Consider the following 13,153-nt stretch of genomic DNA (forward strand, 5'->3'; position numbering starts at 1 on the left):
CTCCGCATACGACAGCTCCACACCCTCGAACGACACCGCCACCGCATCCGGCGTACGCCCCACCTGCTCCTCGAACACCTCATGCACCCGACGGGTGACCGGGGTCTGCTCGGTGGGGTCGATCAGGAGGGCGCGCTCCTCGGGGCCGACGAAGTCGACGGTGGCGAGGCGGGCCTTGGGGTCGGCGGTGACGGCCGTGAGCAGGCGCAGCAGGTGGTCCGTCATCCGTTCGGCCGTGGCACGGTCGAAGAGGGCGGTGGCGTATTCGATGTGGCCGGAGAGGGTGCCGTCGGCGGACTCCTTGAGCTGGAGGTCCAGGTCGAACTTGGCGATCCGGCTGCTGCCCTCGTACGGGGAGACCGTCACGCCGGGCAGGTCGAAGGCGGCCGTGCGCTCGCCGTGCAGGGTGAACGCGACCTGGAAGAGCGGGGTGCGGGACAGGTCGCGTTCGGGCTGGAGTTCCTCGACGACGCGGGTGAAGGGGAGATCCTGGTGGTCGTAGGCGTCGAGGACGGTGGCGCGGGTGCGGGCGAGGAGGTCGGCGAAGGTGGGGTCGCCGTCCAGGCGGCCGCGCATCACGAGGCTGTTGATGCCGTAGCCGACGAGTTGCTGGAGCTCGGGGCGGCCGCGGCCGGAGACGACCGTGCCGACGGCGATGTCGTCGCGCCCGCAGGTGCGGGACAGCAGGGTCTGCCAGGCGGCCAGGAAGGTCATGAAGAGGGTGGCGTCGTGCTCGTGGGCCAGGGTGCGCAGCCGGTCGGCCAGTTCGCCGGGGACGGTGAACGGGACGGAGTCGCCGGCGCTGTCGCGGACGGCGGGGCGCGGGCGGTCGGCCGGCAGCTCCAGCGGCGGCAGGTCCGCGAGCTGCTCCTTCCAGTAGGCGAGGTGCCGGTCGACGGCCGGGCCGGTCAGCTCGGTGTGCTGCCAGGCGGCGTAGTCGGCGTACTGGACGGGCAGCGGGGCGGGTTCGGTGCCCCGGTAGAGCTCGCCGAGCTCCTGGCCCACGACGCCGACGGACCAGGCGTCGCAGGCGATGTGGTGGAGGACGAGGGCGAGGACGTGCTCGTCGTCGGTGATCCGCAGCAGCCGGGCGCGGACCGGCCATGCGGCGGCCAGGTCGAAGGGGCGGGCGAGGTCGGCCTCGATGAGGGCGCGGGCCTGCGCGTCGTCGGTGACGTCGGTCCGCTCCAGGGGGCTGGGGCGCGGCGGGTCGATCACCTGGACCGGGTCGTCGCCGTGTGTCCCGTACCGGGTGCGCAGGATCTCGTGGCGGTCGAGGAGCCGCTGCCAGGCGGTGTCGAGGGCGTCGGCGTCGAGGGCGCCGCGCAGGCGCAGGACGACGGGCACGTGGTACTCGCCCGACTCGGGAGCCAGGCGGTCGAGGAACCACAGCTGCTGCTGGCCGTGCGACAGTTTCAGGGGCCGGTCGCGGTCGGCGCGGGGGATGCCGGAGCGGCGCCGGGCGGTGGTGCCCCGCCCGGCGAGGCGGCGCCGCAGCAGTTCGGCGCGCAGCGCTTCGGCGTCGGCGGCGGACACCGGGGTCTGCTCCATCTCACCGGTACTCATGCGTGGTGCTCCTTGGTCAGCGCTGCGTTGAGGAACGGGGCGGCGTCGAGGATCTGGTCGTCGGGCAGGGCGTCGATCTGGGCGCGGACCCGCTCCTCGACGGCGGCCGCGAGGCGGGCGATCGTGGGGCCCTCGAAGACCGCGCGGACGGTGAACTCGATCTCGAACTCCTCCTGGATGCGGGAGATCAGCCGGATCGCGAGGATCGAATTGCCGCCGACGTGGAAGAAGTTGTCGTGTGCGCCGGCCCGGACGCCGAGCAGTTCGGTCCAGATCCCGGCGACGAGTTCCTCGACGGGGCCGCTCGGCGGCACCGGGGTGTCGGGTCCTGCGGCGGTGGCGCCGGGGGCGGGCAGGGCCCGTCGGTCGACCTTGCCGTTGGCGTTGAGGGGCAGGGCGTCCAGGGCCGTGACGGTCGGCGGGACCATGTAGTCGGGGAGCCGGGCGGCGAGGTGGCCGGGCAGGTCCTCGGGTGCCCCGGGGACGACGTAGGCGGCCAGTTCGCCGTCGACGAGGGTGACGTACGCCTCCCGTACGGCGGGGTGGGCCGCCAGGGCCGCGCGGACCTCGCCGAGTTCGACGCGGTGGCCGCGGATCTTGACCTGGTCGTCGGTGCGGCCGAGGAACTCCACGTCGCCGTCGGGGAGGCGGCGGACCAGGTCGCCGGTGCGGTAGAAGCGGGCGCCGGCCGGGCCGTAGGGGTCGGGCAGGAACCGTTCGGCCGTGAGGTCGGGCCGGGCCGCGTAGCCGCGGGCCACTCCGGTGCCGCCGACGTACAGCTCGCCGGTGACTCCGGTGGGCACCGGCCGCAGGGCGCCGTCGAGGACGTACATCGTCATGTTGGGCAGCGGCCGGCCGATGGGCTGGATCTCGCGGTCGGTCGCCGTGGGGACCGGGTACACGCTGGTGCCGACGGACGCCTCGGTCGGCCCGTACTCGTTGACGAGCCGGACGCCGGGGGCGAGGGCGCGCCAGCGGGTGACGGTGGCCGAGGTGAGGGCCTCGCCCGCGACGACGAGGACGGGGGCGAGCGCCGCGGCCTCGGCGGCGGTCAGCTGGTGGGCGAGGACGTCCAGGTGGCCGGGGGTCAGCTTGACGAAGCTGAAGGGCCCGGCGGCCGACAGCCGCTTGCCGAGCTCCGAGAGGTCGGCGTCCTGCGGCAGCAGGGTGACCGGCTGCCCGGTGACGAGGGGCGCCCACAGGTTCGGTACGACGAGGTCGAAGGCGACCGAGGAGAACAGCGGGGCGCCGCCGGTGCCGGCGCCCGCCAGCTCGCGGGCCGCCCAGGCGACATGGTTGACGAGGCCGCGGTGCGGGACCTCGACGCCCTTGGGGCGGCCGGTGGAGCCCGAGGTGAAGATGACGTAGGCGAGGCGGTCGAGGTCGTCGGCGCGGTCGGGGGCGTGGGCCGGCCAGGCGCGGTCCGAGGCCTCCGTGTCCAGGAGCGCCGGGCCGTCGGCGGGGAAGCGGTTCTCGTGGCGGGGCTCGGTCAGGGCGACCGTGGCGCCCGCCGACGCGACGATGGAGGCGACCCGTTCGGCCGGGTAGGACGGATCGATCGGGACATAGGCGGCGCCCGCCTTCCACACGGCGAGGAACGCGACGAGCAGGTCGGGGCCACGGTCCAGCAGGACCGCCACCCGGGACTCGGGGCCCACACCGCCTGCGCGCAGGCGGTGGGCGAGCCGGTTGGCGCGGGTGTCGAGCTCGGCGTAGCCGACCGTCGCGGTGTCCGCGGCCAGGGCGGTCGCCCCGGGGGTGCGGGCCGCCTGCGCCTCGAAGAGTTCGAGGACGGTCCGCGGCTGCGGTCGCGCCGCGGTGTCGTTCCACTCCACCAGTTCGCGGTGGCGCTCCTGCGGGGTGAGCGGGTCCAGGTCGCCCAGCGGCGCCGAGGGCTGTGCGGCCACCCGCTCCAGCAGGGTCAGGAAGTGCGTGGACAGCCGCCGTACCGTCGTCTCGTCGAAGAGCGAGGTGGCGTACTCCCAGACGCCCTCGAAGGAGCCGTCGGCGGACTGCTTCATGAACAGGGACAGGTCGGTCTTGGCGACCCGCCAGGCCGCCATGAACGCCTCCAGGTCGGCGGCGTTCATGTCGACGCTGGTCAGGCCCTCGGTGTGCAGGTCGAAGGCGACCTGGTAGAGGGGGGTGCGGGACAGGTCGCGCTCCGGCTGGAGCTGTTCGACGAGCTGCTCGAAGGGCAGTTCCTGGTGGGCGAAGGCGGTCCGGGCGCTGTCGCGGACCCGCTGGAGGGCGTCGGTGAATCCGGTCCGCTCGTCCAGCCCGCAGCGCACGACCAGGGAGTTGAGGAAGAAGCCCACCGTGCCCTCGACCTCGGGGCGCAGCCGGCCGGCGACCGGGGTGCCGACCGGCACGTCCCACTGGCCGGTGTAGCGGGCCATGAGCAGCGCGAAGCCGGTGAGGAGCGTGACGAAGGGGGTGGCGCCGTGGGCGCGGCCGAGGTCGGTCAGCCGGGCCGCGGTGGCGGGGGCGATCCGGATCGGCAGGACGGCGCCGCGCGGGTCGCGCTCGGCGGGTCGCGGCCGGTCGGTGGGCAGGTCGAGGGGGGTGATCCCGTCCAGGACGCCGTGCCAGTGGTCGAGTTCGGCCCGGAGGTAGGTGTCGGTGAGCCGGTTCTGCTGCCAGGCCGCGTAGTCGGCGTACTGCACGGCGGGCGGTGCCGGGTCGCCCTGGCGGCCCTCGGTGCGGGCGGCGCACAGCGCGCGCAGTTGGCGTTCCAGGACGACCGTGGACCAGCCGTCGCAGCAGATGTGGTGGAACGTCAGCAGCAGAACGTGGTCCTCGCCGTCGGTGCGGGCCAGCAGCGCCCGCCACAGCGGCCCGGTCGTCAGGTCGAAGCCGCGCCGGAACTGCTCGTCGAAGAGGGCGGACAGCCCGCCGGGCGCGGTGTCCTCGACCCGCAGTTCGACGAGGGTGGTGCCGGCGGGGTCGATGATCTGGTGCGGCCTTCCGCCGCTCTCCGGGTAGCGGGTGCGCAGCGACTCGTGGCGCGCGGCGAGGGTGTCCAGCGCGTCGCGCACGGTCTCGGGGGTGGTGCCGGCCGGCAGCCGCAGGAACAGGGGTGCGACCCACTCTGTGCTGCCGGGGTTCATCCGGTCGAGGAACCACAGGCGGCGCTGGCCGGAGGAGAGCGGGAGGTCGCCGGTGCGCGGCAGCGGCACGACCGGGCCGTCGGCCGGGTCCGCGGCCGGGGTCCCGCCGGGGCCGGCGGTGTCCGCCGTGCCGAGGAGCCGGGCCTGGGCCTCGACGGTACTGGCGGCGAACAGGCCGCGCAGGGAGATCTTCTCGCCGGACGCGGCGCGCAGCCGGGCGGCGAGGCGGGTGAGCTGGAGCGAGCTGCCGCCGAGGGCGAAGAAGTCGTCGTGGGCGGACACCCGCTCGCGCTTGAGCAGGTCGGCCCAGACCCCGGCGACCAGCCGCTCGGCCGCGTCGCGCGGCGCCACGAACGCGGCGGAGTCGGTCTCCGGCGTCTCGGGGGCGGGCAGCGCGGCCCGGTCGACCTTGCCGCCCGGGGTGAGCGGGAACGCGTCGAGGAAGCGGAAGAGGGCGGGCAGATGGCTGTCGGGCAGCCGGTCCCGCAGATGGGCGCGCAGCGCGTCGGCGGTGAGCGGGGTGCGGGTGGTCAGATAGGCGACGAGCCGCTTGCCGCTCGTGGCGCCGCCCGTGGCCGCGGCCGGTGCGACGGCGGTGACGAGCGCCTGGGTGACGTCCGGGTGGGCGGTCAGCGCGGCCTCGATCTCGGCGGGCTCGATACGGACGCCGTTCACCTTGACCTGGTGGTCGAGGCGGCCGAGGTACTCCAGGGTGCGGTCCGAGCGCCAGCGCACCAGGTCGCCGGTCCGGTACAGGCGGCCGCCCGCCGGGCCGTACGGGTCGGGGACGAAGCGTTCGGCGGTGAGGTCGGGGCGGCCGAGGTAGCCGCGGGCCACGCCGGGGCCGCCCGCGTACAGCTCGCCCGGTGTGCCGAGGGGCACCGGCTCCCCGGCCGGGCCCAGGACCAGGACCCGCATCCCGGTCAGCGGGCGGCCGATCGGCACGGGCCCGGAGCTCTGGCCCGGGTCGACGGGCTGGGCGGTGACGTCGATGGAGCACTCGGTCGGGCCGTAGGTGTTCCACAGGGCGACCTGGGGGCCGGCCGCCTCGCGCACCGCGGTGGCGAGTTCGCCGTACAGCGGTTCACCGGCCGAGAACAGCAGGCGCAGGGAACCGCAGCCGCTCCAGTCCCCCTCCTCGACCAGCAGCCGCAGCACCGAGGGCACCGCCTGGAGGACGGTCGCGCCGTGCTCGGCGACCGCGCGCAGCAGCGCGGCCGGGTCGCGCTCGGCCCCCACCGGGGCGATCACCACGGTCCCGCCGCTGACCAGGGGCGCGAAGATCTCCCAGCCGGCGGCGTCGAAGCCGATCGAGGTCTTGAACAGCACGCGGTCGGCGGCGGACAGCGCGTGGGTCTTCACCGTCCAGCCGATCCGGCCGGCGATCCCCGCGTGGGTGACGGCCACCGCCTTGGGGCGGCCGGTGGAGCCCGAGGTGAAGATGACGTACGCGAGCGAGTCGGGGTCGGTGGGGCGCGCGCCGCCCTCGCTCCCCTGCCCGTTCTCGTTCCCGTACGCCTCCTCGTGCGCGCTCTCGTGCGCGTTCTCCGTGGTGTCGTCGGCCGGTTCCGCCGCGGGGGCGACGGGCCGTGCTCCGCCGTCCCGGACCGCCCGGGCGTGCCCGGGCTCGGCGATCACCAGGGCGGCGCCGCTGTCCCGGACCAGGCCGGACAGCCGTGCGGCCGGGTGTCCGGGGTCCATCGGGACGTAGGCCGCGCCGGCCTTCCAGATCCCCAGCAGGGCGACGACCAGGTCGACGCCGCGCTCGAGGATCACCCCGACGGCGGCGTCGGGGCCGGCACCCAGGCCTCGCAGTCGGTGCGCCAGGAGGCTGGCGGCACGGCTCAGCTCCCGATAAGTCACCTTCCGCGTTCCGTCGACGACGGCGACGGCGTCCGGTGTCCGGCGCGCCTGCTCGGCGAAGCGTTCCGGCAGCAGTTCGGTGTTCACGGTTACTCCTGTCAAAGGCCCGGGCTGGTGGGGCGGGGTAGGGGTCAGGCCGCGCCGGCGTCGGCCATGCGCTCGCGGAGGCTCAGCGGGCGCATGTCGGTCCAGATCTCGGCGATGTGGGACAGGCACAGCTCGCGGCTGCCCTCGGTGCCCTCGGCGTGCCAGCCGGCCGGCAGGTCGCGCTCGGCCCACCAGATCGAGTACTGCTCCTCGTCGTTGCGGACGACGCGGTAGGTGCGGTTGTCGGTCTGCTCGGTGCTCATGTCAGCTCCTGGTGATCGGGTTGTGGGGTGGGGCATCGGCGTGGGGGGAAGTGAAGTGGGGCGGTACCGGCGGGAGTTCAGGACGGCAGGAAGTCGTCGACCTGCACGCCGAGGCCCTTGGCGCGGGCCCCCTCCAGCACCCGCTCGGCGAGCGCGAGGTCGAGCACGCCGAGGCCGAACGGCGAGAAGACCACCGTGCGTTCGGGGTCGAGCCCGGTGTCCGTCTCCCGGCCGTCCTCGGTGAGCAGTTCGCCGATCGAGGCGTTGATGAAGTCGCGGTTCCCGGTGAGGTTCTCCGCCAGGTGCAGCGAGGTGTTCTCGCGGCAGACGTGGTCCGGGTCGTCGACGATGTTGTCGGCCTGGAGCAGCGCCTCGGGCAGCAGGTCGCGCAGCGAGATGTGCAGCACCACCGTGCCGGGCTGGGCCGCCGCGAGCCCGATGTGCGGGACGCCGGCCGTGGTGGCGAAGGACACCAGCCGGTGCGCGGCCATCGCGGCGGGCGCGCTGTCGGTCCGGCGGACCGTGAGCGCCGGGAACTCGGTGGCGATCTGCTCGGCGAACCGCGCCGAGCGCCGCGACGAGCGGTCGTACAGCGTCACCGTGCGCAGGTCGGGCAGTGCGGCACAGAGGTGGTGCAGGATCTCCAGGTTGATGACACCGCAGCCGATCAGCGCGACCCCGTCGCGGGGGCGCCCGCGGGTCAGCAGCCGGGCGGCGAGCGCGGCGCTCGCGGCGGTGCGGCGCGCGGAGATGACGGAGCCCTCGATCAGCGCCTCGGGGTGGCCGGTGCTCAGGGAGTTGAGCAGCAGGGCAGCGCTGGCCCGCTGGCGCCCCCGCTCGATGTTGCCGGGGAACGAGGAGATCCACTTCATCCCGGCGACCGGTCGCTCCCCGCCGCGGTAGGCGGGCAGGCCGATGATGCGGTCCTGGGGCTGGTCGGGGAAGCGCAGGAACACCGAGTGGGGTACGACGGTCCGCCCCGCGGAATGCAGCCGGTAGGCGTCGGCCACCGCCTCGATGTTCTCCGTTTCCCGGCCGTCGAGGATCTTCTCCACATCGGAATGGGTGAGGATGAGCACGGGTCAGTCCTTCCAGAGGTGGGTTATCTCGCCGAAGTGCCGTCCGACCCATACGTCGGAGTAGATGGTGTCGAGATAGCGGTCGCCGCCGTCCGGGAAAATGAGGACGCAGTTGGATCCCTCGGGAATCCGGTCGCGGAGTTTCCCGAGCGCGGCCAGCGTGGCGCCGGAGGAACCGCCGGCCAGCAGGGCCTCACGGCCGACCAGACGGCGGCAGGCCACGACGCATTCGAGGTCGGTGACATGGACGATCTCGTCGGCCGCGTCCGGGTCCATCAGCGGCGGCACCACCGAGGCGCCGTGCCCGGGGATGAGACGGCGGGTGGGCTCCTGTCCGAAGATCGCGCTGCCCGCCGCGTCCACCGCGACGACGGTGGTGCCGAGGCCCTGCCGGCGGATGTGATCGGTGCAGCCGCGCAGGGTGCCGAAGGTGCTCACCGAGGCGAACAGGTAGTCGACCCGGCCGTCGAGCGCCTGCTCGATCTCCCGCATGGTGGCCTCGTGGGCCTGCGGATTGCGCAGGTTGGAGTACTGGTCGGGACAGAACGCGTACGGGGTGGCGGCGACGATCTCGCGCACCCTGCGCAGCCGCACGGGCAGGTACTCGCCGGTCACCCGGTCCTGTTCGGTGACCACCTCGACCTCCGCGCCGTACGCCTGGAGGATGGCGAGGTTCTGCTCGGTGGTCTTGCCGTCGACGACGCAGACGAAGCGGAGTCCGAGGTAGCGGCAGATCTGCGCCATGCCGACCGCGAGGTTGCCCGAGCTGGACTCCACCACGACCGACCGGCCCGGCACCAGCGTTCCCGCGCGCACCTCGTCGATCAGCATGCGGAAGGCCGAGCGGTCCTTGATGCTTCCTCCCGGATTGAATCTCTCGACCTTGGCGAAGATCCGGGATCCGAAGTCCGGGAAAATGTGCTCCAGTTCCACCAGGGGGGTATTCCCGATGGTCGCCAGAATTCCTTTGTACGACCTGTCCGGCATGACTGCCCTCTCATGAAAAGACAAGGCACCGATCGCTCTGTCTGACCCTTTGATTCTGCGTTCTTCTTCTATGGCGCCCCTATATTTCCGGCTCTGTTTCCGGGGCTGGGACGGGCGGGCCGGATCCGGTGAAAGGCATGCGGGGATCCGGCCCGCGAGGGGGGTGCGTGTCCCGGTGCGTCAGCCGCGGTCGGTGACCGGTTCGGTCTGTTCCAGGCGTTCGCCGGCGGCCGGTTCGGCGCCCTCCAGGCCCACTCCGGGCAGCCAGCGCAGCCAGCCGGGCATCGACCAGCTGGCGTCGCCGAGCAGGGCCAGCGAGGCGGGCAGCAGGATGCCGCGGACCACGGTGGCGTCGATCAGGACCGCCGTGCCGAGGCCCACGCCGACCATCTTGTAGTCGATGGCGGACAGCGTGCCGAACACCGCGAACACCGCGATCATCACGGTGGCCGCGCTGGTCACCACGCCCGCGCTGCGGGAGATCCCCTCCACCACCGCGGCCTTGGTCGACAGACCCGTGGAGCGGTACTCGCGCACCCGGCTCAGGATGAACACGTGGTAGTCCATGCTCAGCCCGAACAGCGTGACGAACATGAACAGCGGCAGCCAGCTCACCACCGCGCCGTACGACGAGAAGCCGAGCAGTCCGGAGAGGTGGCCGTCCTGGAAGACCAGGGTGAGCACGCCGTACGCGGAGCCGATGGACAGCAGGTTGAGCAGGATCGACACCAGCGGGATCGCCAGCGAGCGGAAGGCGGCCGCGAGCAGCAGGAAGGACAGCAGGACGACGAACCCGAAGACGTACGGGGTGCTGGAGCCCAGCGCGGCGTTGAAGTCCTCCTGCTTGGCGGTGTCGCCCTGGACCGCGTACTCCAGTCCGTCGACCTTGCCGAGCGAGGCGGGCAGCGCCGTCTCGCGCAGTTCCTTCAGCGCGGCCACCGACTCGGCGTCCTTGCCGTCACCGGCGAGCGGCACCCGGATCACCAGCAGCTTGCCGTCGGCGATCAGCGAGGTGTCGACCGGCGTCTTCAGCCTGCCGTCGCTGTCGGCCACCTTCTCCTTCAGGGCGGCGACGGCAGCGGTGACCTCGGACCCGGTCAGGTCGTCTCCCCGTACGACGATCTCGGCGGGCTCGACATCGACACCGAAGGCGCTCTTGAGCCGCTCCAGCGCCTGGAGCGCCGGCACGTTGTCGGGCAGCCGGTGTTCGAGGTCGGGGTCCGACAGCTTCATCCCGGCGGCGGGCACCGCGAGGAGCGCGAGCAGGACCGCGACACTGCCGCCCCAGAGCAGCGGGCGCCGCACGACCTGCCGTACCAGCGTGCTCCACACGCGGGAGTCGCGGACCTGGGTGCGCCGTCGGCCGAGGTAGGGGATGCGCCAGTTGTCGACGCGGTCGCCGAGCCAGGACAGGGTCGCCGGCAGCACGGTGATCGAGCTGAACACGGCCACACCGACCACGGCGACGGTCCCGACGGTGATGCCGGTGAAGGTCTCCGCTCCGGTGAAGAACAGCCCGGCGACCGCCGCCATCACGGTCAGCCCGGACACCACCACGGCCCTGCCGGAGGTCCGGCCCGCCGTCTCCAGCGCGGTGTCGAAGGCCTGCCCGACGGACCGCTCCTCGCGGGCCCGGCGCAGATAGAACAGGGTGTAGTCGACGCCGACGGCCATGCCGATCAGCAGGACCACCGAGAAGGTGCTGTCGCCGATGGCCATCCAGCGTCCGGCGAACATCAGCAGTGCCATGCCGGTGAACACCGACACGAGCGCCAGCAGCACGGGCAGCCCCGCCGACACGAGCGAGCCGAACACGACGGCCAGGATGATCAGGGTGAGCGGGACGGAGAGGATCTCCGCGCGCTGGAAGTCCTTGTCCTTGATGTCGTTGATCGCCAGGCTGACGCTCGCGGCGCCGGTCTCGGTGACGGACACGTCCGGGTGGGACTTCGTCTGCGCCAGCACGGCACGCTGGATCGGCTCCATGGTGCGGCCGGTCACCGAGAAGCGGACGATGGCGGAGCGGCCGTCGGAGGAGACCAGCTGCTTCGCGGCGGCGGCGCTGTCGGAGGGCGACTTCACATCGGCCACCGACTCGGCGCCGGTCACGTCCTTGCCCAGTCCGCGCAGCGCGGCCGCGATGTCCTCGACCGCCTGCCGCATGGCCGCGTTCTCCGGGTATCCGGAGTCGCCGGACGCGGCCTCGACGAGGACGCTCTCCTGGGGCGGCGAGTAGACCTGCGCGTCGTCGAGCATCTGCTGCGCGCGGCCGGTCTCGCCCGGCGCGTGTTCGACCTTGCTGGTGTCGCCGAGTCCGGCGCCCAGCGCGATGGCGAGCACCACCAGGCCGAGCCAGCTCAGGACGGCGCGTTTGCGGTTGCGGACGCTCCAGGCGGTGACCCGGTCGACCAGAGGCCGCCGGGCGGAGCCGGGCAGGGGTTTCATGCTGACACCTCGTGTGGGTAGTGGGGGAAGCGGTGGAGGGGGGAAGAGGGAGAGGGGTGCGGCGTGGTGCCGGGGAGCGGTGGCCGGGCCACCGGCCCGGGTCTCACCAGTCGCCGCCCGCGCCGAGGTCGAGGAGTTCCGAGAGCTGGTCCCGATCGACCAGGGGGACGTCCGACACCGCCGTGTCCGGGGCCTCGATCGCGGTCTCGATCATGCGGACGTAGATGTCGGCGAACCGCTCCACGGTGGAGAGGTCGTACAGATCGCTCGCGTACCGCAGCACCAGCGTCAACGCGTCGGCGCCGTGGCGCAGTTCGACGTTCAGGTCGAACTGGCCCTCCATGTGCGGGAGGTCGAGGAGTTCCAGACGCAGCCTGGCGTACCCGCATCCGCCCGGTTCCAGCAGCCCCGGCACCGGCAGCCGGTCGACGGCCACCAGGGTCACGGCCAGCCGGAAGAGCGGGGTGCGCACGGGGTGCCGCAGTCGGCGCAGGCCCTCCATCAGGCCCCGGTGCGCGGCCGCGACCGCCCCGGTGAGCGTGGTGTCCGGGGTGAAAGCGGCCCGCAGCGGGAGGGAGTTGACCAGATACCCGACCAGCTCGGCGGCGCGGCCGCCGACCCGGGTGGAGGCCGGGCAGCCGATGACGAAGTCGTCGAGCCCCGTGGCGCGGCGCACCGCGGACTGGAAGGCGCCGAGCAGCACCGCGAAGGGCGTGACCCCCGCCGCCCCGGCGGCCTCGGCGAGCCGGCGCGCGGTGTCCGCCGGCAGGGGCCGGGTGAGCGTCGCCCCGCGCAGGGTGAGCCCCGTCGGCCGGGGCCGGTCCGGGGTGAGCGTGGCGGGGGCCGCGCCGTCCTGGACCTCGGCCCAGTACCGCTCGGCGCTCTCCCGCTGCGGGGTGCCGGCCGACCGCCGCTCCCGCTCGACCTCCTCGCCGTACGAGCCGGGCAGCGGGGCGAGGTCCCGGCCGGCGTAGGCGTCGAGCAGGTCGCGCAGCATCAGCCACTGGCTGGTGGCGTCGGTGACGATGTGATGGGCGGCGAGGACCAGGACCGCGTCCTCGGGCGCCCGGCACAGCAGCGTCACCCGGAACGGCCAGGCCTCCGACAGATCGAACGGTGCCGCGCCCGCGGCCCGCGCCAGCGCGAACAGCCGCTCGTCCGGTACGTCACCGAGCTCGCGCACCTCGAACGGCACCGCTCCGTCCGGGAGGTGCCGCCGGAGGGCGGTGCCGCCGCGCTCGACGAAGACCGAACGCAGCGGCTCGTGGCGACCGGCCAGGGCGAGGACCGCGCGGCGCAGGGCGGCACGGTCCACCGCGGTGCGCACCCGCACCGCGGCCAGCACGTTGTAGGCGGCGCTGTCCGGTGCGAGCCGGTGCAGGAACCACATCGCCTCCTGCCCCGCCGACAGGGGCAGTCCGAGCGGTGCGGTCACTGCCGGGCCACCTGTTCGGCGAGATGCGCGGTGAGCGCGTCGACGGTGGGGTGGTCCCAGGCCATGGTCGGCTCGACGAGGATCCCGAACTCGTCCTCGACGTCGCCGCACAGGGTCAGCGCGTACACGGAGTCGAGACCGATCTCGACCAGCGGGCCGGACGGGTCGATCTCGTCCGCGGGACGGTCCAGGTAGTAGGCGATGCGTTCGACCAGCCAGGTCCGGATCTCCTGCGGACCGGTCTGAACGGCGGTTTCGGACATGTGGGTACTCCAAAGGGCGGCGTGAGGTGAAAGGGAGCGCGGTGAAAGGGGCGCG

General features: G+C 73.3%; 8 protein-coding genes. All 8 read right to left on the bottom strand.

The window, feature by feature from the left end; translation table 11 throughout:
* A partial coding sequence (locus tag ABZ490_RS12920; protein ID WP_358988537.1) for a condensation domain-containing protein occupies window positions 1-1,566 on the bottom strand: 1,566 nt, incomplete at its 3' end.
* Window positions 1,563-6,626 (bottom strand): amino acid adenylation domain-containing protein, encoded by a 5,064-nt coding sequence (locus tag ABZ490_RS12925; protein ID WP_358988539.1) that lies wholly within the window; start codon window positions 6,624-6,626, stop codon window positions 1,563-1,565. The genes ABZ490_RS12920 and ABZ490_RS12925, both read right to left, overlap by 4 nt.
* 44 nt (window positions 6,627-6,670) lie before the next feature.
* Complete coding sequence (locus ABZ490_RS12930; RefSeq protein WP_358988541.1) at window positions 6,671-6,889, bottom strand: MbtH family NRPS accessory protein; 219 nt, start codon at window positions 6,887-6,889, stop codon at window positions 6,671-6,673.
* Between the two features lie 77 nt (window positions 6,890-6,966).
* On the bottom strand, window positions 6,967-7,968 hold the full coding sequence (gene sbnB, locus ABZ490_RS12935; RefSeq protein ID WP_358988543.1) for a 2,3-diaminopropionate biosynthesis protein SbnB: 1,002 nt from the start codon (window positions 7,966-7,968) through the stop codon (window positions 6,967-6,969).
* 3 nt (window positions 7,969-7,971) lie between these two features.
* Complete coding sequence (gene sbnA, locus ABZ490_RS12940) at window positions 7,972-8,955, bottom strand: 2,3-diaminopropionate biosynthesis protein SbnA (RefSeq protein ID WP_358988544.1); 984 nt, start codon at window positions 8,953-8,955, stop codon at window positions 7,972-7,974.
* Window positions 8,956-9,135: 180 nt separating this feature from the next.
* Window positions 9,136-11,400 (bottom strand): MMPL family transporter, encoded by a 2,265-nt coding sequence (locus ABZ490_RS12945; RefSeq protein ID WP_358988546.1) that lies wholly within the window; start codon window positions 11,398-11,400, stop codon window positions 9,136-9,138.
* Between the two features lie 103 nt (window positions 11,401-11,503).
* Entirely contained in the window at window positions 11,504-12,835 is a 1,332-nt protein-coding gene (locus ABZ490_RS12950) for a condensation domain-containing protein (protein WP_358988548.1), read from the bottom strand.
* Window positions 12,832-13,098: an acyl carrier protein gene (locus tag ABZ490_RS12955; RefSeq protein ID WP_358988550.1), complete on the bottom strand. Its 267-nt coding sequence runs from the start codon at window positions 13,096-13,098 to the stop codon at window positions 12,832-12,834. Before ABZ490_RS12955 ends, ABZ490_RS12950 begins: the two co-directional genes overlap by 4 nt.
* Window positions 13,099-13,153 lie beyond the last annotated feature (55 nt).

The organism is Streptomyces sp. NPDC005811 (genome assembly GCF_040630405.1).
Taxonomy (GTDB): Bacteria; Actinomycetota; Actinomycetes; order Streptomycetales; family Streptomycetaceae; genus Streptomyces.